At 69.3% G+C, this 25,835-nt stretch carries 22 protein-coding genes and 1 pseudogene; 14 read left to right on the top strand and 9 right to left on the bottom strand.

Going from position 1 to position 25,835, the window contains the following annotated elements; genetic code table 11:
• Window positions 1-2 precede the first annotated feature (2 nt).
• Window positions 3-1,703, top strand: a complete 1,701-nt coding sequence (locus AB5J87_RS07645; RefSeq protein ID WP_369375368.1) for a relaxase/mobilization nuclease domain-containing protein — start codon at window positions 3-5, stop codon at window positions 1,701-1,703.
• A gap of 85 nt (window positions 1,704-1,788) precedes the next feature.
• Here the strand turns inward: AB5J87_RS07645 and AB5J87_RS07650 are convergent, their stop codons facing one another.
• Window positions 1,789-3,120 (bottom strand): helix-turn-helix domain-containing protein, encoded by a 1,332-nt coding sequence (locus tag AB5J87_RS07650; protein ID WP_369375370.1) that lies wholly within the window; start codon window positions 3,118-3,120, stop codon window positions 1,789-1,791.
• Between the two features lie 259 nt (window positions 3,121-3,379).
• Between AB5J87_RS07650 and AB5J87_RS07655 the strand changes: the two genes are divergently transcribed.
• From AB5J87_RS07655 to AB5J87_RS07685, 7 genes are all read left to right on the top strand, one after another.
• The gene (locus tag AB5J87_RS07655) at window positions 3,380-3,652 is read left to right on the top strand and encodes a hypothetical protein (protein WP_369375372.1); all 273 of its coding nucleotides are present in this window, start codon (window positions 3,380-3,382) and stop codon (window positions 3,650-3,652) included.
• On the top strand, window positions 3,652-3,849 hold the full coding sequence (locus tag AB5J87_RS07660; protein ID WP_369375374.1) for a hypothetical protein: 198 nt from the start codon (window positions 3,652-3,654) through the stop codon (window positions 3,847-3,849). Before AB5J87_RS07655 ends, AB5J87_RS07660 begins: the two co-directional genes overlap by 1 nt.
• Window positions 3,850-4,037: 188 nt before the next feature.
• Window positions 4,038-4,679: a hypothetical protein gene (locus tag AB5J87_RS07665; RefSeq protein WP_369375376.1), complete on the top strand. Its 642-nt coding sequence runs from the start codon at window positions 4,038-4,040 to the stop codon at window positions 4,677-4,679.
• 7 nt (window positions 4,680-4,686) lie between these two features.
• Window positions 4,687-5,298, top strand: coding sequence for a hypothetical protein (locus AB5J87_RS07670; protein WP_369375378.1), 612 nt, complete (start codon window positions 4,687-4,689; stop codon window positions 5,296-5,298).
• Window positions 5,299-5,325: 27 nt separating this feature from the next.
• Window positions 5,326-5,526: a hypothetical protein gene (locus AB5J87_RS07675; protein ID WP_369375380.1), complete on the top strand. Its 201-nt coding sequence runs from the start codon at window positions 5,326-5,328 to the stop codon at window positions 5,524-5,526.
• Window positions 5,527-5,675: 149 nt separating this feature from the next.
• Window positions 5,676-6,839: a YcaO-like family protein gene (locus AB5J87_RS07680; protein WP_369375382.1), complete on the top strand. Its 1,164-nt coding sequence runs from the start codon at window positions 5,676-5,678 to the stop codon at window positions 6,837-6,839.
• Complete coding sequence (locus AB5J87_RS07685; protein WP_369375384.1) at window positions 6,836-8,251, top strand: TfuA-like protein; 1,416 nt, start codon at window positions 6,836-6,838, stop codon at window positions 8,249-8,251. The genes AB5J87_RS07680 and AB5J87_RS07685 overlap by 4 nt, the downstream gene beginning before the upstream one ends.
• Here AB5J87_RS07685 and AB5J87_RS07690 read toward each other — a convergent pair.
• A complete protein-coding gene (locus AB5J87_RS07690; protein ID WP_369375386.1) occupies window positions 8,188-9,483 on the bottom strand; it encodes an MFS transporter in 1,296 nt (431 codons plus the stop codon). The two genes, AB5J87_RS07685 and AB5J87_RS07690, sit on opposite strands and share 64 nt — an antisense overlap.
• Window positions 9,484-9,869: 386 nt before the next feature.
• On the opposite strand from AB5J87_RS07690, the gene AB5J87_RS07695 reads away from it, so the two are divergent.
• The 4 genes from AB5J87_RS07695 to AB5J87_RS07710 all read left to right on the top strand — a co-directional run bounded on the left by AB5J87_RS07695 (window position 9,870) and on the right by AB5J87_RS07710 (window position 14,640).
• Window positions 9,870-10,337 (top strand): NUDIX hydrolase, encoded by a 468-nt coding sequence (locus tag AB5J87_RS07695; RefSeq protein WP_369375388.1) that lies wholly within the window; start codon window positions 9,870-9,872, stop codon window positions 10,335-10,337.
• A 315-nt stretch (window positions 10,338-10,652) separates the two neighbouring features.
• Complete coding sequence (locus tag AB5J87_RS07700) at window positions 10,653-11,369, top strand: hypothetical protein (RefSeq protein WP_369375390.1); 717 nt, start codon at window positions 10,653-10,655, stop codon at window positions 11,367-11,369.
• 611 nt (window positions 11,370-11,980) lie between these two features.
• On the top strand, window positions 11,981-13,261 hold the full coding sequence (locus tag AB5J87_RS07705) for a hypothetical protein (protein ID WP_369375392.1): 1,281 nt from the start codon (window positions 11,981-11,983) through the stop codon (window positions 13,259-13,261).
• Between the two features lie 116 nt (window positions 13,262-13,377).
• Window positions 13,378-14,640 carry a DUF4041 domain-containing protein gene (locus AB5J87_RS07710; RefSeq protein WP_369375394.1) on the top strand — a complete coding sequence of 421 codons (1,263 nt, stop codon included), beginning with the start codon at window positions 13,378-13,380 and terminating at the stop codon, window positions 14,638-14,640.
• Window positions 14,641-14,818: 178 nt separating this feature from the next.
• On the opposite strand, the gene AB5J87_RS07715 is transcribed toward AB5J87_RS07710, so the two are convergent.
• Both AB5J87_RS07715 and AB5J87_RS07720 read right to left on the bottom strand, forming a co-directional pair.
• Complete coding sequence (locus AB5J87_RS07715) at window positions 14,819-17,464, bottom strand: trypsin-like peptidase domain-containing protein (protein WP_369375396.1); 2,646 nt, start codon at window positions 17,462-17,464, stop codon at window positions 14,819-14,821.
• Between the two features lie 13 nt (window positions 17,465-17,477).
• On the bottom strand, window positions 17,478-17,777 hold the full coding sequence (locus AB5J87_RS07720) for a trypco2 family protein (protein ID WP_369375398.1): 300 nt from the start codon (window positions 17,775-17,777) through the stop codon (window positions 17,478-17,480).
• A gap of 399 nt (window positions 17,778-18,176) precedes the next feature.
• Here AB5J87_RS07720 and AB5J87_RS07725 point away from each other — a divergent pair.
• Window positions 18,177-18,374 (top strand): annotated as a pseudogene (locus AB5J87_RS07725) (CorA family divalent cation transporter); the annotation flags it as partial.
• A 159-nt stretch (window positions 18,375-18,533) separates the two neighbouring features.
• On the opposite strand, the gene AB5J87_RS07730 reads toward AB5J87_RS07725, so the two are convergent.
• Both AB5J87_RS07730 and AB5J87_RS07735 read right to left on the bottom strand, forming a co-directional pair.
• Window positions 18,534-19,757, bottom strand: coding sequence for a damage-control phosphatase ARMT1 family protein (locus tag AB5J87_RS07730; protein ID WP_369375400.1), 1,224 nt, complete (start codon window positions 19,755-19,757; stop codon window positions 18,534-18,536).
• A gap of 203 nt (window positions 19,758-19,960) precedes the next feature.
• Window positions 19,961-21,301 (bottom strand): cation:proton antiporter, encoded by a 1,341-nt coding sequence (locus tag AB5J87_RS07735; RefSeq protein ID WP_369375402.1) that lies wholly within the window; start codon window positions 21,299-21,301, stop codon window positions 19,961-19,963.
• Between the two features lie 171 nt (window positions 21,302-21,472).
• On the opposite strand from AB5J87_RS07735, the gene AB5J87_RS07740 reads away from it, so the two are divergent.
• Complete coding sequence (locus AB5J87_RS07740; protein ID WP_369375404.1) at window positions 21,473-22,621, top strand: aromatic ring-hydroxylating dioxygenase subunit alpha; 1,149 nt, start codon at window positions 21,473-21,475, stop codon at window positions 22,619-22,621.
• Here AB5J87_RS07740 and AB5J87_RS07745 read toward each other — a convergent pair.
• From AB5J87_RS07745 to AB5J87_RS07755, 3 genes are read right to left on the bottom strand one after another with little or no spacing between them, the layout of a single operon-like run.
• The gene (locus tag AB5J87_RS07745) at window positions 22,605-23,864 is read right to left on the bottom strand and encodes a benzoate/H(+) symporter BenE family transporter (protein WP_369375406.1); all 1,260 of its coding nucleotides are present in this window, start codon (window positions 23,862-23,864) and stop codon (window positions 22,605-22,607) included. The genes AB5J87_RS07740 and AB5J87_RS07745 overlap by 17 nt on opposite strands.
• Window positions 23,861-25,039: an acyl-CoA dehydrogenase family protein gene (locus tag AB5J87_RS07750; protein WP_369375408.1), complete on the bottom strand. Its 1,179-nt coding sequence runs from the start codon at window positions 25,037-25,039 to the stop codon at window positions 23,861-23,863. The genes AB5J87_RS07745 and AB5J87_RS07750 overlap by 4 nt, the downstream gene beginning before the upstream one ends.
• Entirely contained in the window at window positions 25,036-25,830 is a 795-nt protein-coding gene (locus AB5J87_RS07755) for a thioesterase II family protein (protein WP_369375410.1), read from the bottom strand. The genes AB5J87_RS07750 and AB5J87_RS07755 overlap by 4 nt, the downstream gene beginning before the upstream one ends.
• Window positions 25,831-25,835: the final 5 nt, after the last annotated feature.

A 25,835-nucleotide genomic window follows, 5' to 3' on the forward strand; every position in this document is an offset into this window, starting at 1 on the left:
TGTTGATACCAAAGATCATCCTTGGCAAGGGTCAGCGCGCCACGCGTCGTCTGATCGGCTATCTCTACGGGCCGGGCAGCGCCAACGAGCACACCGACCCCCACCTCGTGTCGTCCTGGAACGGCTTCGCCCCCGACCCGGGCCGCAGCCCCCACCGCAACCCGAAAGACGTCGAGGACCAGCTCGCCGCGCAGCTGGATCAGCCCATGAAGATGCTGGGCGACAAGGCCCCGGAGACCACGGTGTGGCACTGCCCGGTCCGGGCCGCGCCCGAGGACCCGATCCTCACCGATGCCCAGTGGGCTGACATCGCCCGCCGGATCGTGGCCGCCGCCGGCATCGCTCCCGAAGGCGATGAGGAAGCGTGCCGGTGGGTGGCGGTCCGGCACGCGGACGACCACATCCACATCGCCGCCACTCTCGTACGCCAGGACGGCCGTCGACCGCGCCGCGACCACGACATGCGCGCCGTCCAGCGCGAAGCCCGCAAGATCGAGGCCGACCTCGGACTCCGGCGGCTCAAGCCCGGCGACGGCACCGCCGCCAAACGCCCCACCAGCAAGGAGCACTTCAAGGCCAAGCGCCAGGGCCAGGACACCACAGCCCGCGAGATCCTGCGCATGCGCGTGCGCCGCGCGGTGGCCGCAGCGTCCAGCGAACCTGAGTTCTTCGCGCTGCTGGAGGCGACCGGCGTGAGCGTGCGGCCCAAGACCGGGCCGTCCGGCGACGTACTCGGGTACAGCGTCGCCCTGCCCGGCGACCTCAACCGGCACGACGAGCCGGTGTGGTTCTCCGGCTCCACCCTTGCCGGCGACCTCTCCCTGCCCAAGATTCGCCGGCGCCTCGACGGCTACGGACCCGAGCCGGTCGTCGCCCGGTCGGCCAACCCCTGGCACCAGGCCACCGCCGCCACCGAGCGTATCCCGGACCACCTCACCCACGGCGACGAGCACATGGCCCAAGGCCAGCTCGTCGCGCTCGGCGGAACCCTCGACTTGCTAACGCTCACCGCACCAGCTGCGGCAAGGACCGAACTCGAACAGGCCGCCGCCGCCTTCGAACGCGCCACCCGTTCCCGCATCACCGCCGACCTCGACAGCGCCCGCGTCCTGCGCCACAGCGTCCAGACGATCCTGCGCACCCCCTCCGCGACCGGCGACGGGGCCGGGCTGGCGATGCTGCTGGACGCCGCCCTCATCGCCGTGGCGTTCGCCAGGCACTGGCACCGCCAACACCAGCACGCCCAACAGGAAGCGGCAGCCGAACAGGCCCTCGTTCACCTCCAGGCCGCGTACGCCCACGTCGCCGCTCCGGCTCTGAACGACCTCGCCCGCCGTACCCCCGGCATCCAGACCAAGCAGCGCTACGCCCGCCACCTCCAGCAGGCCGCCCCGGAACACGCCGAACGCATCCTCCAGGACCCCGCCTTCGACGCCCTCGCCACCGTCCTCGCCGAGGCAGAAGCGACCGGCCACAACGCCGCCACCATCCTCGACCAGGCACTCGGCCAGCGTTCCCTGAACGACGCCCGCCACCCCGCCCGCGCGCTGACCTGGCGCATCCACCGCCTCGGCCAACGCCACGCACCCGGCCCCCGCGCCCAGGCAGCCAAGGCCCGCAGCACCGCACCACGAGCCGACGCCCCGATCCACCCGCTGCCGGTCACACCGGTTCAACAGCCGCCGCAGGCCCGACGGCGCTGAACTTCTCCACAATGGCGGCGCACCCGGATGCCCTCGCTACTCGTGGCAGCGAGGGCATCCCCAAAGCGACCAGGGTGGGAGCCGCTCAGGCGACGTTCAGGAGTTCGGCCAGACCGTCACGGCCGGGGGTGTCGTCCGGGAGTGCCCGGCACAAGGCCAAGGCCCGGGTTTGGGTCAGTCCGTTGCGGTAGGAGGTTGGGAGCCCGCCGTATGCCTGGGCAGCGACGTGAGCAGCGGCTTCCCGGTCGCCGTCATGAACGAGGCAGGAAGCCTGGTCGATCGCGATCAGTGCCCGTGTCATCAGTGAGGGCGCTCGTGAAAGGTGCAGGGCGGCGGCCTGTGCTTCGTACGCGCGGCGGGTCTCGCCCAAGTGGGTCAGGGCCTGACTCATGTGGACCTGATGCTTCTGCATCGGGTAGCCGAACCAGGTGTCGGCACGTTGCTGGGGGCTGAGCCGGTCGGCGAGGCGCTCGACATCCGCGACGGCGCCGAGGGCCTTGTCGCGGTCGCCGCCGATCGCGTACGCGCGTGAGGCGACGGCGGCCGCGAGGGCGGCAGCCGCGCTGGGGCTCTCGCCGGCCAGGTGCCGGGCCTGGTCGGCGAGTTTCGCGGCGGCGGCCGGGGCGCCGTAGTTCAGCGGCACCATGGCCTCGCGGCCCAGAACCCAGGCGTGCAGGAGCTGGTCTCCGGACTGCTGGGCGGCCCGTCCGGCGGTGGCGAACCAGCGGTGGGCTTCGCGGTGGTTGCCGAGATCGTGCAGGACGATGGCGAGCATGCCAGCCATCTGCCCGGTGACGTGGCACAGCTGGCTGCGGCTCTTGTCGGTCTGGGCTTGGAAGAGGAGGGGCTTCATCTCCTCCAGGTCGTCCTGGAGGTTCGCCAGAACGTCGGCCGGGGCTTGGCCGTGATAGCCGTAGCCGTATCGCTCGGCGGTCGACTCCCAGTAGCCGAGATCGGGATGGGTGTGGTCGGCGGCAAGGGCTGCGTCGATGTCGGTGCGGGTGGACGTTAAAGCGGCGAGCCCGGTACCTGCCAGACCGGCAGCGAGCGCGCCGCGCATCACATCGCGGCGCTTCATCGGATCGTCTCCATCTCCATGATCTTGTACGGGAGTTACCCGGTTCCCGGACTCCCATGGTCTTGCGGCCAAGCCTAAGTCCGCACCCGGAATCCTGAGTCCGTCCGCGATCCGCTCCAGCACCGGCAGGGACATGACGTCGGCGTTTCCGCGCGCGATCTGGCTGACCCGCTCGGCGCGGATGCCGCACGCTTCGCTGATCTTGTTGAAGCTGAGCCCGCCCTCGCTGTGGGCCAGGGCGAAGACCATGCTGATGTCGCGCCGTGCCAGGGCCTCGGCGAACCGGGGATCACGTCGCAGGGCTGCGGGCAGTGCTCCCGGCGGGTTCCGAAGTGCCATGCCTACCCCTTCGGTTGGCGACACCCCCACGGAATGTACCCATCGCGGGGGCCCTTACATGGGGTTACCGCGCCTCTGGTGCCGTCCTTAACTGAACGTGCTTGCCCGGTCTACACGACGTCGAACGTCTAGATCTGGGTGCCCTGTTGGTCAGGCGGCCGAAAACCCCTCGTTGCCTTGTTCGGCCGTCCCGAAACCGAGAGCCGGTGACCCCGCGATGCACGCCGCAGGAACAGGAAGCACCAACGTCGCCCCGAAAGTGATCGAGAGCACCGCCGCCTGCCCGGCGGTCCAGGTCACCTCGGGTCGGGTGATGCGAGTGCCCGTGGCCATGGTGGTCTTGCTGGAGCGGGACATCGCCTACGACCACGGGGCGGGGCAGGCCCGGATCGGAGTGGATATCGTACTCGCCGACGGTGACAGCCAGCGGGCCGAACTCGTCCTGAACCCGCCCCAGATGTACGCGGCATCCGCGCGGTTGGACCGGGCCGTCCGGGCTCGCGAGGCCGCCCGCTCGGTCGGCAGTCGGTGATGGGCCGACACCGGTTACAGGTCGACAGCGACGTGGTGGCCGCTGTCGGCTGGTGGGGCGCGATCCTCACCGGCCTCGTGCTGGTCGGCCTCTCCGCCGACCATGAGCTTCGCCATGACCTGTCCGACGGACGGGCCGCTGTGACCGTCCCGGACGCGGTCCCCGCCCCGGACGGTGGCGGCGGCACCGGCACCTAGACCGCTCCGGCGCCCGGCCCTGGGGATGTGCCCCCGGGCGCCGGAGCACACACCGCCGCCCTTGCGGGCGGCGCGGGCGGCCCCTGCCCGGCCGCCCCGCCGTTCCCGCCCCCGCGCCCATCGGCTCGGGCCGCGGGGCGGGAACGGCTCCACCCCGGTGAGGCCCCTTCGTGGAACAGGAGATCAACATGAATACCGGACAGCCCGTCATCGAGCGTTCAGCGGCCCGCACGGCGTGGGAGGAGACCGGAACCGTCCTCGTCCCCGACGCCCTGGAGCCGGCCCGGTTCGAAGAGCTGGTGAAGGAGGCCCACGACCGGATCGGCCTGGCGACCCCGCACGTGCGCGACGAGATGAGCGCCCATCGCGACGGCTCGTTCGCGGCGCCGTTCCACTGCGCGTTCGTTCCGGCGGGACCGGTCCTGGAGGCCCTGGCGTACGACAGGACGCTGTGGGCTGCAGTACGGGAGGCCACCGGCCTGCCGCGACTGGTGCCGCGTGGCGGCGCGGTCGTCGTCTACCGCAAGGGCGACTTCCAGGGCGTCCACTTCGACAGCGTGCGGGCCTCGGTGACGATCGGCGTCGCGCTCACCGAGGGCCTGCCGCCGATGGGGTGGGCACCGCACCTGCGCGATGCCCACCCCGACGCCCTCGCACTGCTGTGCGCCGACCAGGGCCTGTTCCCCGAGGGAGACGCCTTCCAGACGCTGAACCACGAGTTCGGCAGCGGTTCGCTGCGGGCGTTCGCCGGCTACAACATCCCGCACTGGCGGCCCCCGTATCCGGGCGAGCTGGGCTTGCTGGCGACGTTCTCCTACCTCGACCTGTGAGGCCGTGATGCTGCGCCAGGCGTGGCTTGCGGAGGGCCGGGTGGATGTCCCGGCCGATGTGGTTGAGGCGGGGCTGTGGGACGACCTCGCCGAGGAGGCCGGGCGTTGCCAACAGCACGCGGTCGTGCGGCACAACCAGCGGCCGGGGCTGCTGGTGATGCGAGACGGGTCGATCACCTCGCCGCAGCGCTGCACCGTCCACCCCGGCGGGGCGGCCCTGAAGGAGCTCGCCCTGTCCAAGGGCCTTGCCGAGATCGCGGGCGAGGCCACCGGCCACGGTCGGATGACGCCGATCCGGTTCGGGTTCAAGTTCTACGGTCCCGGCGACTTCATGCACGTACACCGCGACGACGGAAAGTGCGACATCACGTTCTCGTGTGGACTCCGGGAGGGCCTGGCCCCGATGGGCTGGCTGCCACGCCTGCGATGGCTGACCAGCGACCAAGTCGCCGAACAGTTCGCCGACACTCCGTTCCCCACCTGCGGGGACGGGTTCCCGATCCTTTCGCGGCAGCTCACGGGATTCGACGGGCGTCGCATCCCCCACTGGCGTACCCCGCTCGGCTCCGTGTCGCGCGAGGTACTGATCACCATCTGCTTCGCCGACCTCTCGGCGTAGCAGCCCCTCTCGATCAAAGGAGGAACCATGCCCGCAGAGATCAAGGTGGAGACGCCGACCGAGCCCGTCAGCCCGGTGGAGACGCTGGTAGTGGACCCGGCCGAGTTCGTGGCCGAGCTGCACGCCGAGGGCTCGCTGCCGCAGAACGTCGGCGGCGACCCGGCCGTGCCTGACTCCGCGTTCCCTGACACCCATGTGTACGAGCAGCCCGCTCTCGCTGCGGTCTGACCGGATCCGGGTATCAAGGCGTCCGGCCGCTCGCCCTCCTCAGGGTTCGGCGGCCGGGCGCCCCCACACCAGCTCGCCGCAGCAGGTGCCCAAAAGGGGCCTGGCCGGCGGGTGTGCCCCACGACGCCACCTCGACCAGGAGGGTCCCCGTGCACAAGGTCTACTTCGACGGCACGCACCGCACCCGTCACCCTGCCCAGACCTGGCAGGCCCTCCGCCCGTTGCTCCCCACCTACGGGATCACGCGGGTCGCAGACGTGACCGGCCTGGACGATCTCGGTATCCCAGTGACCATGGCCGTGCGCCCACTCGCCCGCACCCTGTCGGTCGCGCAGGGCAAGGGAGCGAGCCTGGACGCGGCCCGCGTCTCCGGTGCCATGGAAGCCATCGAGGCATGGCACGCCGAGCACGCCGTTCCCGCTGCCACGGCGATCCACGTGCCGGCGCGGGAGATGGCGCTGCCGTATCCAGTGACGGCACTGGAGCTGCACCCCGGCCATCTGGTGACCGACCAGACCCGCCTGGACTGGATCACCGCGGAGTGCACCATGGACGGCACGCCGGTCCCGGTACCCGCAGCCTGCGTGGCGCTCGGACGGGAGACACACCACGAATGGCGGCTGCACCTGCCCAGCGCCTCCACCAACGGCCTCGCCTCCGGCAACACCCGCGCGGAGGCCATGGCACACGGCCTGTGCGAGATCATCGAGCGGGACGTCCTCAGCGACCTCCCGTCCGACGCCGAACGGCTCGACGCACAGAGCATCGACGATCCGCACTGCGCGGAGCTGATCAGCCGACTGTCGGCAGCCGGGGCCTGGACGGAGCTGTGGCATCTGCCCAATCGGTTCCGGGTGCCCGTGGCGGCCTGCTACCTGTGGCGCGAGGACCAGCCCGCGCTCCTGGTCTCCGGCTCCGGCGCCCACCTGGACCCGTGCATCGCCTTGTCCCGGGCGATCACAGAGGCCGCGCAGTCGCGACTCACCCACATCACCGGATCGCGCGAGGACACTCCGCCAGCCGTCTACCGGACCGGCCCCCACAAGGGTCCCGCCCCTACTCCGGGCGAGAGGGTGGCATGGGCGGCGGTCACCCAACAGTACGAGGCCGCGTTCGACAAGGATGACGAGGAAGCCGCGCACCTGGCCACCACCGTCACCACCGTGACCGGCATCCCTCCCCTGGCCGTCGACCTCACCCACGGGCCCTACGCCCGCGAGGAGTTCACTGTCGTCAAGATCCTCGCACCGCACCTGCGGTACAACTCCCGCCACACCATCGCCCGCCCTGGCGGCCCAGGAGTCGCGGCATGAGCGTCCACGTCTTCGCCGGGCCCACCCTGCCCCAGTCCCGCATCCGCGAGCTGTGCCCGCATGCGGTCGCACATCCGCCTGTCCGCCACGGAGATCTCCTCCGTCTCGACCCGAAGCCCGGCGACACGGTGCTGATCATCGACGGACTGTGGCACCAGAGCGCCCCCATCAGGCATAAGGAGATCCTGGCGCTGCTCGCCGACGGCGTGCGCGTGATCGGCGCCGCCAGCATGGGCGCCCTCCGGGCCGCCGAACTCGCCCCGTACGGGATGACCGGCGTCGGCCGGATCTTCGACGCCTACCGGACCGGCACCCTGGACGCCGACGACGAAGTGGCCATCCTCCAGGACAGCGACGGCCGAGCGCTGACGTTGGCTCTGGTCAACGTGCGGGCCGCACTGGAACGCGCCCACGCCGACCAGCAGGTCACCCATGCCGAGGCGGTGGCGCTGCTACGGCTCGCCCGCGCCATCCCGTACGCCCGCCGCACCTGGACCAGGCTCCGCCGGGCTGCCACCCAGGACGAGACCCTGGCGGACGCGCTCGGCCGCCTGGACCAGTGGCGGCGCACCCACCCGTACGACCTGAAGCGTGAGGACGCCGAAGAGGCTCTCACCCTGATCGCCGCCGACCCCGCCCAGGTCACCGCCAGCACCTGGGCCAACCCGATATTGCACGCCACCATCGACAGCGCGGCCGAGCGGACCGGCCCGGCGGACGCCGAAGACTGGACTGGGCAGCCGTGGTCGACGAGCTTCGTGCGGTACTGGGACGCCGCGTTCCGGCCCGGACCCGGCCGAGTGCCGCTGCTCGCGGCCCTGAACCACCAGCAGCTCTACGACCCCGGCTTCCCAGCCCGTTGGCGCCACCGTGTCCTTACGGCGATTGCCGGGCGGGCAGCGACGCCCAAGGCGGGCGCCCTCGCGGTGGCCCAAGCCTGCGGCGTCAACACTGCCGACATGACGCCCGAGCAACTGGCGTTCTGGCTCACTCCGGCCGAACAAAGAGATCTCACCCGTGCGGACACCCTGGCACGGATCATGGTCCGCTGCGCCCGCTGGGACGGCGCCTGGACCGTGTGGCCCTCCACGTGGGAAGAAGCCGCCGGCCTCCTCAGTGACCCGGTAGCTGCGGCGGAATCCGTGACGGCCGCATTCAAGGTGAACGCGCGGGCCGAGGCGGCCGACGCCCGTCACTCCATCGCCCACCTGGACACTCGCCGGATCTCCCGACACCTCGCCGAGCAGTGGAAGCTCCCGCCGAGCGCCGATCAGGCCGAGCGTGACGCGGCGGCGCGCGACCGAGCCTTCCGGGACTTCGCGGGGGCCGTGGAGGTCGCCCGCGCGTACTACCTGGCCGCCGTCTCCGCAGCCGGAGTCACCTCCTCTGCCAGCGACAGCCGCCGCACCTGACCGATGGCGAGCGGCACGACCGCAGCTGCCGCGATCACCACGGCCCCGGCGGCGAGAGTCGGCCGCAGCCCAAGGTGCCGCGACAGCGGACCGGCGATCAAGTATCCGACCGGGACCGGGAGGATCTGTCCCAGCGTCGAGTACGACATCGTCCGGCTCAACTTCTGGGCCGGGATGCGTTCCTGGACCAGGGAGGCCCACGTGGTCATGCTGACAGCCAGCCCCGTGCCGGCCGCCGCCGTGGCGACGACCAGGACCGGCAGCGGGGCGGTGGCCGCCATCGCCGCCAGCGGCAGGCCCAGCGAGCCGGTACCCATGCACACCACGACCCCGACCAGTCGGGGCTTCCACAGCAGCGCGAGCGCGGCCCCGGCCACCAGCCCGGCGGTGAAACCGGAGACGACCCAGCCCCACGGCGCAGCGCCGCCCAGAACTTCCAGGCCGTAGACCGGGCCGAGCAGTTGGTAGCCGACCAGCCATACCGGCACCACCACGGACGCCTGGACGACCATGACCCACAGCCAGCGCCGGGAACGGAAGTCCACCCAGCCCTCGCGCAGGTCGGCCAGGAACCCGGTACGGACCTTCACCCGGGCCGCATTGAGGTCTATCCGGGCGCACAGGAAGGCCGCCGCCGCGAACGTGGCCGCGTCCCAGCCGATCACCCAGGCCGGGCCGATAGCGGCCACCAAGACTCCGCCCAGCGCGGGGCCCGCGACCTTTACTGTGTTCTGCCCGATCTTCAGCAAAGCGTTCGCCGAGTGCCGCCACGGCTTGGGGACCACCTCCACAACGACGCCTCCGGCGGCCGGGGTGAAGAACGCCGACGCGGCCCCGCACACCGCTGACATGACCACCAGGTGCCACACCGTGGCCGACCCGAACCACAGCAGCAGCGCGGCCAGGCCCTCGGCCGCCGCCGACACCACGTTCGTCCACACCATCACACGGGCCCTGGACCACCGGTCCGCGACCACCCCACCCACCAGCAACAACACGATCTGCGGGCCCATCCCGGCCGCCAGCACCAAGCCGAGACTTCCCGCGCCACCACCCAGGTGGAGCGTCGCGAACGCCAATGCGATCGGGGCTACGGCCGACCCTGTCCACGACAACAGGCGGGCCATGAAGTGGAGCCGGAACTGCCGCACACCGAGGGGCGCGACAGCATCACGGAGGCGGGCAGACCGGTCGGTGGTACCGCGCCGCGCGGGCTGGCGTACGAACCGCAAGATCCTTCTCCGCCCAGAAAACACGAAATCCCCAGCAGCAGACCGCCACCGGGAACCCGCCCAACCCTAGGACAACTCGAAGATCGTGTGTCCCAGACGCGCACAACCACCACCGAAAGCGAGGGCAGCATGGCCCGTCGCCAGCGCGCCAGGGAACGCGCTGCGCATCGAGACCGAGTACGCCCCTCAGCAGGCAACACGGGTGCCACGATGGGCTGCGCGACGACGATCGACTGTGAGGTCATGACCGAGTTCGAGTCTGTCCGCGCGTGGGGCGAACATGGACTTCGCCAAAGCCGCATGATTCGCCCGGCACGAGGAGAACCTCGAAGCAGTCTGGATGACAACGCTCCCCCGAGCGCCCAACAGGCAGGAGCAGCACTGCAGTGGGCAGGACTGAGTACTACAACGACCCCAAGGCCCCCAAGGCCAACACCCTGATCCCCGCCAGCAACTTGCTCGTCGTGGACAAGGAGGGCGCAATCCTCCTGCAACGACGCCGCGACACCGGCCAGTGGGCCCTGCCCGGAGGCGCCCAGGACATTGGCGAGACCGCCGCTCAGTGCGCCGTCCGCGAATGCGTGGAAGAGACCGGAATCGTCGCAGAGATCACCGGATTCCTCGGCGTCTACACCAACCCGCACCACATCGTCGCTTACACCGACGGCGAGATCCGCCAGCAGTACGAAACCACCTACATCGGCCGCCCCATCGGCGGCGAGCCCACCATCAACGACGAAGCCGACGGCGTCCGCTTCGTCCAGCCCGCCAATCTCGACGACTACGACATCCACCCAAGCATGCGCCAACAAATCGGCGACTTCGTCGCAGGCGCATACCCCTACCTGGGATAAGAAGGTCAGAGCACCAAGCCCAGTTCGTTCACCATCATCCGCACCAGCTCCACGCTCGCGTGGACCTCAGGTGCGGCAGAGCGAAAGAACTCCGGCAACTGCGCGAGTCACTCAACAGCACTGCCACCACTGTGGAGCACGCACTCCGGACTGGAGGTTCACCCCGTACCTGACGTCTGGCCGCCTTGCATCCCCCTGTGGCAAGTAGCACTCGGGCTGCACCACGGCCGGTCAGAATCGGTCGATGCCTCGGCCACCTGCTGACCCGAAGCCAGGGTGCCGACCGTCCGTGAGGTCGAGTAGGGGAACCGTGGCGTGCCGCTGACGGACCAGATCACCCGTACAAGATCACTTGTGAAAGGTTCCGCTTTGACACCAGCGCCTCAGAGGATTCCGATCGGCTCGATCGTCTTCTACCTCGGGAACCGTGCCAATGTGACTGGCTACGCAGCCAACGGCAACGCTGAGATACGAATGCTCAACACAGGGAGCGAGTTATCCGTCCCTCTGGACAAACTGACCTCTCTCACGCCCGCCGTGGCGGAGCGACGGTTCCCCCGAGCCGTACTGTTCGCCGGGGCCGGGTTTGTTGCCGTAATTGCCTTGGTATTCCTCCTCGACCCTGACAGCAAACCCTCCAGCGAGGCCGCTCCGGCTGCCCCGCAGGAGTCGTCAGCACCCACGGCGCCGCTGAGCCCTTCAGAGGTCGCACCACCCACTGCAGCGCCCCCACGGTCGAGTACCGGCTCCGCTCCAACCGTGACCCCCAGCTATGGGGCCGGAGTGCCCGCATGGGTGGAACGCCTCCAGGATGTGAAGGCGGCGTACATCCAGGCTGGCAACCCCGAGGAAGCAGACTCAGCCGACCGCAGGGACTCAGTGGTGATCGAGTTCACCACCGGCGACGCCGGTCAGCACTGCATAGCCATGAGGGCTCTGGCCGGGCCCAAGCATGGCGTCATCGCATTCACCCCATTCGGGATGGCGGTGGACTCGAATGACTGCCTCAGCGTGAAGCTCGGCGCATCCTGATCAACCGCGTCGTAGTCTCAGTTCTGGTCCCATTCACGTACGTCCGGGACCGTTCAGGAGCCCACCGGTCGACGGCTCTACCCCAGGTCAGAACGTTCCCGACTTTCCACGTACCCCTGGACGAACATTTGGAAAGCGTGTTGGGGGCAACCCCTCACGAATTCGAATCTCGTGTCCTCCGCCAGCCTCTCAACAGGCGACACGGCCCCCCGCCAGGAATCCCGGTCCCCGGCTCCCGATCACGTCCATGACCATGCGGGGTACCGAGGACCGGCCGCAACCGGGACGGTGGGCATGTCCGGCATCCTGGAGCCGACCGTCATGCGCTTCGTCGTACGTCCGGGCACGCCCCTCACGGGGGCCGCCTCCCGGCACCCGTGCCCGTAAACCGAGGGCAGACGGTCCTTCGCGAGAGGCACCGCGCCGGCGACGGGTACCACCGGGCGCACGGCCGGTGCCACAGCACCGACTTCGTTCGCCTGGTTACCCGCCTGGGACCGGCGAGAACCTACGCCCGTAATACCGGGTTCACCCTGCCAGCGACAACGATCATGGATACCGTTAACATCCTACGCTCAGATCCTCGGGTTCCGGCTTCTGTGGGGGATGTCATGGGGAAACGTCGCGGCTTTTTCGCAGAGCTGACCTACCAGACGCAGCAAGCGGAGAAGCGCCGACGCCAGCAGGAGGCCGCCGCCCATCGTGCTCATCTTGCGGCGCAGCGCCAAGCAGAACGAGCCACGAAGGCGTACGAGCGCGCGCAGAAGGAAGCGGCGCGATCCTCTGCCGCGGAGAGAAAGGCCGCAGAGCGTGAGGCCGCGCGGCTCCACGTGGAGTCCAGACTCGCCGAGGTCGAGTCGATGAACGCCAGTCTGGCCGGCGATCTCGCCGACATCGGCGGTCTGCTCGCGTGGACTCTGGACATGGACGACTACGTCGATCTCGAATCCCTGAAGATCTCGACGGTCGAGCATCCTCCGTTCGCACCTGGTCGCATGGCCATCTCGATCCCCATAGTTGCGCAGCCGGACTACGCGCCTGAGCCCGTGTACGAGGAGCCAGCCGCACCCAGCGGGCTTTCCGCCGTACTCGGCGGCAAGAAACGGCACCAACAGGCTGTTGAGGCGGCTCGGACCGCCTTTGCGGACGCGCATCGTCACTGGGAGCGCGCCAGGGACGCCGCCCACAGCAGCTACGTCAAGAAGGCGGCCCAGCGCGAGGAGTCAGAAGCCAAGCGCGTGGCGGAACTGTCGGCTGCCGAGAAGAAGTACGAGCTGGAATGCGAGAAGCGCGAGGCTGAGGCATCGGCTCACAACGCTGAGGTCGACAAGCTCATCAACGCTCTTGCCTTCGATGTCGAATCCGCCATCCAGGAGTACGTCGGCATCGTCCTGTCCAAGTCGGTCTACCCCGAGGTCTTCCCGGTCGAGCACGATCATGTGTTCAACCTCGCGTCCCGCGAACTCTCGCTCGAAGTCAGCGTTCCGGAGCCTTCATCCGTACCCTCGGTGAAGGCGTACCGATACGTGAAGGTGAAGGATGAGATCGCTTCGACCAACCTGCCCGTTCGCGAAAAGAAGGAGCGGTACGCGAACGCGGTCTGGCAGGTAGCGGTTCGCAGTCTGCACGAGGTCTTCGAAGCCGACCGTGCCGGCAAAATCCATTCGATCGCGCTGGCGGTCGGCGTCGAGACGGACGACCCTGCCACCGGCCGCCCGACCACCGTTCCGCTGGTTATCGTGGCGGCGGACCGTGAGACCTTCAACAGCTTCGATCTGGCCAAAGTGGTCCCTCAGGCCACGTTGCAGCACCTCGGTGCCGCGATGTCGAAGTCGCCATTTGACTTGCTCCCGGCGGACACCAGTCGCGGTGTCCGCGTTCGGGGGCAGTGACCATGCGGTTCAACCCACCGCCAGGGTGGCCCACACCGCCCGAGGGCTGGATGCCCCCGCCCGGATGGAACCCTGACCCGTCCTGGCCGGCCCTACCACCTGGCTGGCACCTCTTTGTGCCCGACGACGGGTCCGAACCGGACGTCAACCCCGACAAGTCCGTCACCGGACAGACCACCGGGGCTCCTCCCACAGACCCGGCGCAGGGGTCACCGGGAACGCGGCAGGACACCACATCAGCCGTCCCACCGGCTCCGCCACTGCTCCGAGAAGTCGACCCCGCGCCGCTGCTGGCCCGTATCGCCGACCTCGAAGCAGCGCTCGCCGCCGCGCAAGGTGGCGCCGACCTGATCGATCTCAGCGATCAGCGTGCCCTCCAAGATGTCGGCATCTATCGCTACCACCACCCCTTGGAGACCGCGGCGGCCTACAAGGACCGGTTGCATAGTCTCGAAGGGAAGATCGACGAAGTCGTCAAGAGCAGTCGCGCGATCCTCGCAGCCGACATGTTCACCTTCGACGGTTCTCTGGCACGGGGACGGAAACTGGTCAGCGATCTGTCCAAGCTGATGCTGCGGGCCTACAACGCCGAAGCCGACAACTGCGTTCGCTCGCTGCGGTCGGGGAACGTGCGCACTGCGCTGAAGCGGCTGGAGTCAGCGGTCACCGCGATCGAGAGACTCGGGGCGATCATGGAGATGCGGATCAACCCCGAGTATCACGCGTTGCGTGTCACTGAGCTCGAACTGACCGCCGATTTCCAGATAAAGATGCAGGAAGAGCGTGAACATGCCCGCCACGAACGTCAGCTTCTCCGTGAACAGCGCCGCGCCGCGCAGGAGTTGGCCGCCGAGAAGGAGCGGCTTGAGAAGGAACGAGTGCACTACGTCAGCGCCCTGGCATCACTCCGCGCCAAGGGTGACGACGCCGCCGTCACGGAACTCTCCAGCCGCCTAGCTGACATCGAGAAGGCCATCGCAGCCAACGACTACCGCATCGCGAACATCCGTGCCGGTTACGTGTACGTCATCTCCAACATCGGTGCGTTTGGCCCGAACATCGTCAAGATCGGCATGACCCGCCGCCTTGATCCGATGGACCGCGTCCGGGAACTCGGCGACGCTTCCGTACCGTTCCGATACGACGTCCACGCCTTGTTCTTCTCCGAGGACGCCGTGACTCTGGAGTCGCAACTCCACAAGGCGTTCGCCAGCCGACGCGTCAACTTCGTCAACCAGCGGCGCGAGTTCTTCTTCGCCACACCGTCCGAAGTCCGGGCACTCCTGGCGGACAAGGTGGGCGGCCTACTCGAGTTCACAGAGGAACCCACGGCTCTTGAGTATTTCCAGAGTCGCAACCGCTGGCCGCAGCAGGGCTGAACGCGGGGCCCGCAAAACAACCCCTGTCCGCGTGGTTCGTCAACTTCATGGAAGGGGTCCGCGCGATGCCGTCGAGGGCTTTGTCGACGGCCGCAGAGGTCCAACGGGCTGTCCCTGATCTCGCCTCGAAGGGAGGCGGCAAGAGGGGAAGGCATGACGCGGCCCCGCACAGCTGGTGTTACCACGGGCAACTGATTTCCCCCTCAGCTGTCAGCCCATACCGCCAGAGCCGCACCCAAGGACTCTCCAAGCCCTCTGCCAACGTGCGGCGGATTGCCAAGCCCGTCAAGATGTCCGCATGTCCGGCGTCGGCCGCACGGTGCGCCAGTTGTCGTGCAGGCCGCAGGTCGTGCTGTTCGCGGTACTCGACCAAGGACGTGAGAAACCCGGTGTCTCCCTGTGCGGCTGCATCGAGCGCATAACGACTAGCAGCCTCACGGTCGCCGGCCAGTTCCCGCAGCCGTCCAAGGTCGCTCAGTGCCCGTGGATGACCGGCCCGAGCAGCCTGTTGCAGGGCTACTTCCGCTCCATCACAGTCACCGGCCAGCTCTCTGATCAAGGCCAGGCTGAACAGGAGCCGAGTGTTCCCCTGCGCCACTGCCTGAGTCATCAGGTCCTCGGTGGCGCCCATATGCGGGGCGGCCTCTCTCAGCGGAGCCATCTCACGCCACAACCGAGCATCGGCCGTCTCGCTACGTTCCCAAGGAGGTGCGAACTCGCCTTCCTCCCCCTGCTTCAGCCGCGCCACCTCGTATCTTTCAGCCAGCCGTTCACGCACGACGCTCTGCCGCAGACTCCAGCGAATGTCGGACTCGGCAACCACCACGCCTCCGGGGTCTGCCGCATCGACTGCGTTCAGGTTCCCCGAGGCGTTGCCGGTGTGGCTGCACAGCAGTGCAAAGCCCTTAAGGGCTGCGGCGTCCTGCTGCGCGGCGGCCTGCTGATACAGCCTGGCCGCGTGTCGAAGCCTCCAGCGCTGCCGGGCGGCGTGGGCGAGCAGCGAGATGTCCCGCGGTGTTGCCGCATGAGCTGCCGCCTCCCAGAAACCGGCCGGAGGACTAATTTGCCAGCGTTCGGTACTGCCATGTTGTTCGAGATAGTCGGCGAGCCGGTATCCACGTCTACCGCCGCCATCGGAGGAACCGGGGCGGGGGCGGGCCCGGCTTAGCGGTCCTCGCGCGCCACGGCATGGCTCGGCAAGATACGTGAGCGCCCGGTCGAACCAGTCGTCTTCCAGCACGTCCCATTCGTCGTCGCTGAGATATCCCGGTGCGGCCCGTTCCAGAAATGCCCGGGGCAGTAATGCACCGTGCCCGAGCCTCCGTGCGTCCATAGCCGCCCAGAGAACCGCGCGAGCGGCCGGCGAGGCCCGCCTGTAGCGACGAATCAACTCTGGTGCTCCGGCAAGGAATTGAGTGACTCGCCCACCGGCAGAGTCAGCGGCCTGCACGAGTCGCGGATCTGCGTCGAGCACCTGCTTGTGGCACAGCAGCTCGTACTCGCTGAAGCTATCAGGGACATGTACCACCGTGGCGAGCTGGAGCAGTGAGCGCGCGGCAGCACGGGGGTCCGACGCGGATCTACCTCTCGCAGGCTCCGCCGTGAGCTCGTCCCAGTACCTGGGCCAGAGGGACCCCAGGACGAGCAGCGGCCCGGCGCGCTCGTCGGCTAGCAGCTCATGGAGCGCTGCGGCAACGCGCTCACCGTGAGGACTCGGGGTCAGGTAGAGCTGTGTTTCGTTCAGCCATAGAACGGTGCGCGGAGCGATACGGCGCGAGCTCAGCGCCTCCAGCACCGAGATGGGGCGCTCCGGGGCGAGGGGGTGCCACAGCCGCCAGCCGTCCGACAGGCAGGCACGCACCGACTCCCAAGCAGCCCGAGTCTTCCCCGTGGAGGATCCTCCGACAAGCATCAGCAGTCTGCTGCCGTTTTCGGCATTGGCCACAACTCTCCGTAACTCGTCGTCCACTGACGCGCGCCGGAGGTACGGGGGCAGGACTTCGAGCGGCTGACCAGGTTCGCGTAGCTCGATGGCCGGGTGGACCTCCAGCGCCAGCGCATGCTCGGGCGGCAAGGAACTCAGCCGACGGCCCAACGGTGGCTCGCCCTTGTCCATCCCCGCGCTCTCGAATTCGGGACGTACCTTGATGAGCCGGCTTGCCGACAGCGGGGCACCGATCGCGTCCTCCAAGCACCGCGCGGCTTCAGGCGGCAATCGACTGTGCCAGCCGTCCACGCGGAGAACAGCCAAGTGATCAGAGCCATCAGACAGATGGTGGCGTCCCACGATGCCGATGAGGCCCGCACCACTGAAGACGGCGGCACCGGACATCCCGTCCCACGGAGATTCATCCGCGGCCGCCTTCGTGGGGCTCGCCGCGACCCTGAGATCCAGCGTCCCTTCACGGCGGTTGGACCACACCGCACACGAGCCGTGCACGTGACACGAGTCCCGATACCGCGAACCATCCCGATCCGTACGCATCTTGAAGCTCGGGAAGCCGACGGAGCTGCATGGCAGCACGACATCCCGGTCAGGTACAGAGCCGAAATCGGTCCATACGACGGCCTGTTGATCGCCTTCGATGGCGAGTACGGCGACATCGATGGCCTGGTCTTCCCAGAGAACCTCAGCACGATGAATACTCTCAGTTGCCAGGTCAGCGTCGAATCTCACTGTGACCGTGCAGGCGCCCCGCACCACATGTGCGGCGGTGAGCACCCGCCCGACGGCGACCAGATAGCCGGACCCCCGCCGCCCCTTTCCATCGTCTACGGAGACGATGACTTCCGCCGCCCGGCACACCTCTAAACCGATGGACACCCTCGTGAGAGCGTCAGCGCTCGCCGGCCACATCATCGCCGGAGATCAGAACGGCCGCACCAGAATCCGCGATGCGCGGTTGCAGGGTAAAGGTGATCCGCTGCGTCTCGGCCTGTGCCACCTTGGCCGTGCCTCCACCCTCGACCACCAGAAAGCGCAGCCGCGCGTTGCCACTCGCCTCCTTAGACACCGTCACGGATGCCTCCACCTCGACGGGACCCAGCTCGAACCGCACCTGCTCTCTGTTCCCCTCGGAGAGGGCCGTCGTGAACTCACGACGCAGCTCGCGAATCATCTCCGACAGCTCGATCACGGATCCCCCGCCCAGGTCGCCGACGACTACTGGCACCCTACTGACACCGCGTCCTGCATGCGCCAACATTGCGTCAAACGCTCGGCTGCACGTTCAGCTACTACGGGCTCCCGCTCTCCCCCGGACCAGCCGCGCGTCGAGCCTTTCTCGCCCCCGTGACTCGACAGCATCGCCGATACATTGGGGGACGGCTGAGCTCTCTCCGAGCGGCCTCCGTATCGCTCTCCCGGTCCCACTGGCCGCCGCTCCCCTGGGGAGAATCTGGGGAGAACGCGACCCGCTGGGGGAGCGTCTGGGGAGACTCGACCGCGCAAACCGGCATGACGACGAAAGCACCGGAAACGATCATCGGCGCAGGTCAGGGTGTCCAACCATCAGATTGTGGCAGGTCAGCGCCCCGAGAGCGACAACTTCAAGAAGATCTCGTCGTGGGCGGCGATTCTGTTTGCTCCCACGTTGGTGGGGACGATCTACGGGATGAACTTCGAGCGGATGCCCGAGCTGGGGTGGGCGTACGGGTACCCGTTCGCGATCCTGCTGATGGCAGGGGTGTGCGTGAGCCTGTACTTCATCTTCAAGCGGCGGGATTGGCTGTAGGCGTCACGTTCAGGGCGCGTGACCGGCTCCCGCTCGCACAAACGCCCTCCAACTCCAACGGACGCCTGCGCCGCGCCGCCCGCGACCTCGCCACCGCGGGCCGGCATCGGGCCGGGGCGAGGATGCCGCGATGCGCGAGGTACTGCGCGGAGCCCAGGTCTACCGTCGCACCTGGACCAGAGCATGCGTACCGCTCGTACGCCAAGCCCCGTCGCCCTCTTCTTCCAAAGCGTCCAGCACCTTCCGCTCCAGCCCCACGATCACATCGCACTTCAACGTGCGCAGCGCCGCGACAGCACCGGGGAAGTACGCCGTCACGGCAGCGAACGGCGTCGTCGGATACCACATGCAATCGCCCACCAGCCGACGGTAGTTGAGGTCGCCCTTCAGGATGGTCAGCGAGACGGCCGCGAACTCCTCCCGCAGGTCCTCCGGCATCTCCTCGTACGGGAGTGGGGCGCAGAAGAACGGATGGGTGCGGACCTCCAGGCGCCCGGCCGCCATGGCATCCCACAGGCGCCCGCCGATCCGGCCGGCCTCGCCGGGTGCCTCGGCCAGGCGGCGGAGGCAGTCGACGACGTCCGCCGTCATCGCGTCGGAGACGAAGTACGGGTGCGGCTTGACGTGGAGCACGACCCGTTCGGCGTGCCGGTGCAGGAGGAGGTGGTCGATGAGGATCAGGTCCGGGATCAGCTCCCGCCCCGCGTTGTCCGCCACCACGGCGACCGTCGTACCGGCTCCGGCGGGCAGCAACTGCCACAGCACGGCGCTGTCATCGGCCACCAGGCCGCCGGTAACGTCGCCGGTTGCCTGCTCCCCCTCCGTGACGCGGAAGCCTAGGTCCGCGCGGTTGCCCCAGAGCGAGGCGAGGAGCAGAGCCCTGGCCCGCTCCTCGGCCGGCGCATCGGCGAGCGCGTCCAGCGCCCGCAGTTCCTCGTCCACCGCCGCGCCGCGCAGTTCGGCCCGCTTGAAGGGGGCGAAGGGATCGACACCCTGCCACGGGCCCGTACCGAAGTACTCAACAGCGCCGAGGAGCCTGCGGTAGAAGTAGCTCTCCGCCCACAGGAACGGGGCGTCGAACCACGGTCGCCCGACATACTCCCGCCCCCAGTCCGCCCACCGCACGTGATCGTGCTCCGACGGAGCCAGCGGTTCGACGACACCGTGGATGATCTCTTCCAGCAGGGCGTCCAGGGCCTCATGCTGGCGACGGCCGTACGGGAAGGCGTCCCGCACCTGCTGGATCAGGGCGGGATGCCGCTTGGCCAGAACGCCCCGGGCGAACGAGCCGGGCCGGTTGCCCAAGATGACCGGGGCGTCATGTGCGTCGGCCGGGCCGGTGACGCCGTCGCCGTCAGGGGTGCGGGAAGTCTTCTCTGCCATGGTGTCCAAGCCCTTCGCTCGTCGCTCGCACAGCCATGATCCTCAAAGCCACGCCCCCGGCCGAACTCCCGACCGTCACGTCGCCCGTGGCGGGTTCGCAGGCCGCGCACGCAGTGCGAGGATGCGTCCACCCGTACGGCGGCACTGGTCGGGCCGGGGCGGACAACCTTGGGGCCCGCCCCGCGCAGGCCCCCCAGAGCCGGTTACGCCGTCCCCGTCCCCCGCGCCCCCGCCCCCACCCGCTCCACCGAAGCCGGCGGATTCCACCAGCGTTCCAGCAGTGGGCCCGTCATCAGTGTCGTGCCCACCGCCATCAGCACCATCGCCGTGAAGAGTCTCGTGTCGATGACTCCCAGGCCCAGGCCGACGTTGAGGATGACCAGTTCCGTCAGGCCCCGGGCGTTGAGGAGGACGCCGAGGGCCGCGGCCTCGCGCGGGGGTGCGGCGGTCAGTCGGGCCGCGGTGTACGCGCCGACGAACTTGCCCGTGCACGCGACCAGCAGGACCGCCGCCGTCATCAGCAGGCCCCGGCCGCCGAGGCCCGAGACGTCCACCGACAGTCCGGTCACCGTGAAGAAGACGGGGAGCAGGAGCAGGCTGGTCTGTTCGATGCGTTCGGGGACCTCGGGGGCGAACTCGTCGATGGGGCGGTGCGGCACGACCGCGCCGAAGGCGAACGCGCCGAAGACCGCGTGCAGGCCGATGGCGTCGGTGGCCGCCGCGCTCAGCAGGACCCCGACGACCAGTACGGCGTGGCTGAGCGCCGAGCCGCCCGCCCACGGCCGGGCCGGGTCGAGCAGCCAGGTCAGACCCGGCCGTACGAGGAGGACCAGCGCGGCCAGCAGCAGCGCGGACTCCAGGGCCATCCGGGCCAGCGGCCAGGGACCGCTCGCGCGGACCACGACGACCACGGCGGCCAGGACGCACCAGGCGAGGAAGTCCTGGACGGCCGCGCAGGCGAGGGAGATCGAGCCCAGCCTGTCCTTGTACAGACCGCGTTCGGCCAGAATGCGGGCGAGCACCGGGAAGGCGGTGATGGACATGGCCGTGCCGAGGAAGAGCGCCGGGCCGAGCCGCCCGTCCACCTTCAGTTCGGATCTGCTGAGCCAGGGGTGGAGCCAGACCGCGAGGCCCGCGCCGAGGCCGAACGGCAGCGCCACCGAGCTGAGCGAGACCGCCGCCACCTGGCGTTTCGCGGTGGGGGTGCGCAGATGACCCACGTCGAACTGGTAGCCGACGCCGAACATGAAGAGGACCAGGCCCAGTTGGGAGAGCAGCTGGAGGTACGGGAGCGACGACGGTGGGATCAGGTGGTCCTGCACGTTCCCCGGGAAGAGGGAGAGCAGGCTCGGTCCGAGGAGGATGCCGCCGATGATCTCGCCCATCACCGCGGGCTGGCGCACCTTGCGGGCCAGTCGGGCCAGGGCGAAGGCCACGGTCACGATCAGGGCGAGGGCGAGGAGGAAGCGGCCCGTGGAGGGAGCGGCGGCTGCGGCCAGCGCGTCCGGCGCGGTGGGCGCCGCCCGTAGGAGATGTGTCGCCACTTCCGCCTCACTCCCGTCCGCGCCGCAGGGTGTCCCGCTGTTCTAGCGCGCATTCCCCGAATGCCACAACCGCGTTCAACCGCGCCTTATTTGACATTGAACAAGCATTGAAGAGGGATCGCGGGCGTTCTAGAATCGATGCGATCACCTTTGTCTGGAGGGAGTTGGCGAATGGATCGCGACGAGGAACTCCGACTCTTGGACCGCGCCTTGGAACACCTTCGCGACAAGCGACTCCCGCTGACCGACAAGGACACCCGCGTGGGTGTGGAACGGTACCGCTCGACGGAGTGGTACCGGGCGGAACTCGACCGAATTTTCAGCAAGTTGCCGTCGATGCTCGTGCACGGCTCGGAGATTCCGGAGCCGGGTTCGTTCGCCACGCTGGAGCATTTCGGGCGGCCCCTGCTGGTGAGCCGGGACGACCGGGGCGCGGCGCATGTGTTCCTGAACGCCTGCCGGCACCGCGGGGCCCGGGTCGAGAGTGCGCCCTCGGGGCAGCGCAAGCAGTTCACCTGCGGTTATCACGCCTGGCGCTATGACCTGGACGGCACGCTCGCCGCCATTCCCAGCCCGCACTGCTTCCCCGGTGTCGAGCGGGGCGGGCGCAATCTGGTGGAGCTTCCCTCGGTGGAGGCGTACGGCTTCGTGTGGCTGATGCCCAGGGACCGGCCGGGCCTTGCCGGGCTCAATTCCTTTCTCGGTGACTTCCAGCCGGACATCGCCGATCTGGATCTTTCCTCGTACGAGATCTACGGGGCCGAGAGCCAGGAGTGGGAGATCAATTGGAAGCTGGTCGTGGAAGGCACTCTGGAGGGTTACCACTTCCCGTTCCTGCACGCGAAGAGCGCGAACCCGCTCTTTGAGAACAGCACGTTCTTCTTCGACACGTTCGGGCCGCATCTGCGGTCGATCCTGCCGAAGCGGTCGATTAACTTCATTGCGAAGACCGAGCGCAGCGAGCGGCGGCTGCTTTCCGTGGCCAATGTGATCCACACGATCTTTCCCAATGAGACCGTGCTGCACCAGTCGGACCACTTCCTGTGGATCACCAGCCATCCGCTCGGCCCCACCCGGACCCTGGTGAAGCTGCGGCTGATCGTGCCGAAGGGCTCGGTCGGCGAGGGCAGCGTCGAGCAGTGGGAGGAGAACCGGAAACTGACCTATCAGGTGCAGTACGAGGACCTGGAGATCTACCGGGAGATCCAGCTCGGGCTGACCAGCGGCGCCAACGACGAACACTGCTTCGGTACGCAGGAGTTCGCGCTCCAGAAGTACAACGAGGCCATCGAGGCGCACCTCTTCACCGGGGAGGAGTGACCTCGGCCGGTGCGGCCCGGTGCGACTCGCGCCACCGCTTGCCCGCGTACAGCGCGCCGCCCGCGACCAGGCCCCAGAACGCCCCGCTGATCCCGAAGAACTCCACCCCCGAGACCGCCACCACCAAGGTCACCACCGCCGCCTCCCGGTCGCCGGGATCGGCCACCGCGCCCACCAGCGAGTTCCCCAGCGCGCCCAGCAGCGCGAGCCCCGCGACCGCCTCGATCAGGGTGGGCGGGGCCGCGCCGACGAAGGCGACCGCCGCGCCCGCGCCCAGGCCGAGCAGCACATAGGTGGCGCCGCCGACGGCCGCCGCCCGGTACCGCTTGCGCGGGTCGGGTCCGGCGTTCTCGTCCGCGCACAGGGCCGCGGTGATCGCCGCGAGGTTGACGGCGTGGCCGCCGAAGGGCGCCGAGGCGAGGCCGAACGCCCCGGTCCAGCCGAAGAGCGGGCCCGGCTCGGGCTCGTAGCCGTTGACGTTGAGGACGGCGATGCCGGGGATGTTCTGGGAGGCCATCGTCACCACGTACAGCGGCAGGGCGATGCCGATCACGGCCGCGGCGGTGAACTCGGGGGCGACCAGGACCGGCCGGGGCCACAGCGGGCCGAGGTCGGCGGCGGAGAGGTGGGTGGTCGCGGTGATCAGGACGATCGCCACGACGACCGCGGCCGGTACCGCGTACAGCTTCTTGAAGGCGCCGACCACCGCCCAGACGCCGACGATCGCGAGACCCACCGCCGGTCTCTCCTGGACGGCCTTGGCGGGGGCCAGGCAGAGGGGCAGCAGGATTCCCGCGAGCATGGCGTTGGCCAGCGGTTTCGGGATGGCCGAGACCCAGCGGCCGAGCGGCTTCCACAGCCCGGTCAGCACGATCAGCGCGCCCGTCACCAGGAACGCCCCGACCGCCGCGGCGAAACCGCCGTCGGTCCCGGCCGCGCCGGCGAGGAGGGCCGCGCCGGGCGTGGACCAGGCGATGCTGATCGGCATCCGCAGCCGGAAGCTGAGGAAGATCGCGCACAGGCCCATGGAGACCGAGAGCGCCATCAGGCCGGAGGCGGCCTCGGCGCGGCTCGCCCCGACGCGGGTGAGCCCTTCGAGGACGATCGCGAAGGAGCTGGAGAAGCCCACGAACGCGGCGATCAGGCCCGCCGTCCCGGCCCGCAGCAGATCGGGGGCGGCGCCGGGCTCCGGCCCCTTCGGCGGATTGCCCGCGCTCTCCGCCTCGGCCTCCGAAGTGGTCAAGAGAACTCCTCGTATCCGCTCTGTACGACGATGTCGCGCATGACCTCGCTCGCCCCGGCGGCGACGGTCGCGGCCTGGGCGTCGTGCACGATCTGGACGATGGCCGAACCCTCGCGGAAGCCTTCGGAGCCGTGCAGATGGCGGCACTCCTCGGCGACGGTCCGGGCGACTTCGGTGGCCTTCAGCTTGGCCATCGAGCACTCCGTGATGGCCAGCGGGTCGCGGGCGTAGCTCCAGGCCGCGTGGTGGGTGAGCCGGCGGGTGGCCTCCACCTCGGTGAGCAGGTCGGCCATGGTGTGGCGGACCGCCTGTTTGGCGCTGAGCGTCGACTCGAACATGCCCCGGCCCTTGAGGTGGCGCCAGGTGAGCTCCAGGCAGTGGGCCGCGTCGCCGACCGCCGAGATGCCCGCCGCGAGCCGTTCGAGCTGCATGTTCCGCATGATCTGGACGAAGCCGGAGTTGCGGCGCCCGATCACGTTGGCCTTCGGTACGCGCACCTGGCGCAGACCGACGTCGGCCATGCCGCAGGCGCGCCAGGCGATCGAGTCGTTGGGCCGTACGTGGACGCCCGCGGCCGAGCGGTCGATCACGACCAGGCTCAAGTCTCCCTGGCTGGAGCGGACTTGGGGTCCGGGCGTGCGGACGGCCGTGACGAAGAAGTCGGCGAAGGAGCCGTTGACGACGAACCGCTTCTCGCCGTCGACCACCAGCTCGTCGCCGTCGTCCACGGCCGTCGCCGCCAGGCGGGAGAGGTCCGAGCCCGCCTGCGGTTCGGTGATCGCCAGTCCGGCGATCAGGTCACCGGCGACGGCCGGACGCAGATAGCGCTCGCGCAGTTCGGGCGAGCCGTTGGTGGCGAGGTAGCTGGTGCCCATGTAGGCGTGGAGCGCGACGGCGAAGCGCACCCCGCCGAAGCCGATCCGGCCCAGTTCCTCCAGGAAGACGACCGAGTGGAAGAAGTCGAGGCCCGAACCGCCCGCCGAGACGGGGTGGTTGAGGCCGAGCAGGCCCTCGGCGGCGAAGGCGTGCCAGGCCGAGCGGGGCATCGAGCGCCGCCGCTCCCACTCCGCCGCGTACGGCACGACCTCCTTGTGGAGGAAGAGCCGCACGGACGCGCGGAACGCCTCGTGCTCGGGGGTGAAGTAGGGGGAAGCGCCGTCCAGCGGACCGGTCATCGCGCGCCTTTCGCCGTGAGCCCGGCGGAGATCGCCGCGAGGACGGCCTCCTCCTCGTCGCGCGGGAAGAAGTGCCCGGCGGGGAACGCCTGGATGGTGAAGCCCGCGGTGGTGTGGTTCTTCCAGGGGATCATGTCCTCGTACGGGTCGATGTCGTCGTCGTCCCCGCACAGGGCGAGGATCGGCGCGTCGATCCGGCCCGGTGACGGCCGCCAGGTCTCGGCGAGCCGGAGATCGGCGCGCAGGGTCGGTTCGAGTACGGCCATCAGGGCGCGGTCGGCCAGGACTTCGGCGGGCACGCCGTCCATCTCGCGCAGCCGTCGGCGCAGGGTCGGGCCGTCCATGGTGTGCATGGGCGCGGTGCGCGGCTCCACGCCCGGCGCCCGGCAGGCCGAGACGACCAGCAGTTCGGGCGGGCGCCGCCCGGCTCCGGCCAGCCGGTGGGCGACCTCGTAGGCGAGGCGGGCGCCCAGGCTGTGGCCGAAGAAGGCGTACGGCCCGTCGCCAGTCTCCTGGGCCAGCGCCTCGACCAGCACGGCGAGCGCGTCGGGCCAGGAGTCCAGCGCCGGTTCCCGGAAGCGCTGTTCGCGGCCGGGCAGCCGGATGCCGGTCACCCCAACGCCGGGCGGCACGCGCGAGCTCCAGCCCCGGAACATCTGGGTGCCGCCGCCCGCGTACGGGAAGCAGTAGAGCCGGGTGCCGTCCGGGGCCGCGCCGGAGAACCGGGCGAACAGCGGGCCCGGGGGCCGGCCGCTGCCGGGCGGCGCGGCGGAGCGGGGCGGGGGGCGCACGCCGG

It is taken from the genome of Streptomyces sp. cg36 (genome assembly GCF_041080675.1).
Taxonomy (GTDB): Bacteria; Actinomycetota; Actinomycetes; order Streptomycetales; family Streptomycetaceae; genus Streptomyces.

Excerpts from the sequence above, each read along its gene's own strand:
- AB5J87_RS07650 (WP_369375370.1), bottom strand. The coding sequence starts at position 3,120 with ATGGCACTTCGGAACCCGCCGGGAGCACTGCCCGCAGCCCTGCGACGT.
- AB5J87_RS07660 (WP_369375374.1), top strand. The coding sequence starts at position 3,652 with ATGGGCCGACACCGGTTACAGGTCGACAGCGACGTGGTGGCCGCTGTC.
- AB5J87_RS07665 (WP_369375376.1), top strand. The coding sequence starts at position 4,038 with ATGAATACCGGACAGCCCGTCATCGAGCGTTCAGCGGCCCGCACGGCG.
- AB5J87_RS07670 (WP_369375378.1), top strand. The coding sequence starts at position 4,687 with ATGCTGCGCCAGGCGTGGCTTGCGGAGGGCCGGGTGGATGTCCCGGCC.
- AB5J87_RS07675 (WP_369375380.1), top strand. The coding sequence starts at position 5,326 with ATGCCCGCAGAGATCAAGGTGGAGACGCCGACCGAGCCCGTCAGCCCG.
- AB5J87_RS07685 (WP_369375384.1), top strand. The coding sequence starts at position 6,836 with ATGAGCGTCCACGTCTTCGCCGGGCCCACCCTGCCCCAGTCCCGCATC.
- AB5J87_RS07705 (WP_369375392.1), top strand. The coding sequence starts at position 11,981 with ATGGGGAAACGTCGCGGCTTTTTCGCAGAGCTGACCTACCAGACGCAG.
- AB5J87_RS07730 (WP_369375400.1), bottom strand. The coding sequence starts at position 19,757 with ATGGCAGAGAAGACTTCCCGCACCCCTGACGGCGACGGCGTCACCGGC.
- AB5J87_RS07740 (WP_369375404.1), top strand. The coding sequence starts at position 21,473 with ATGGATCGCGACGAGGAACTCCGACTCTTGGACCGCGCCTTGGAACAC.
- AB5J87_RS07750 (WP_369375408.1), bottom strand. The coding sequence starts at position 25,039 with ATGACCGGTCCGCTGGACGGCGCTTCCCCCTACTTCACCCCCGAGCAC.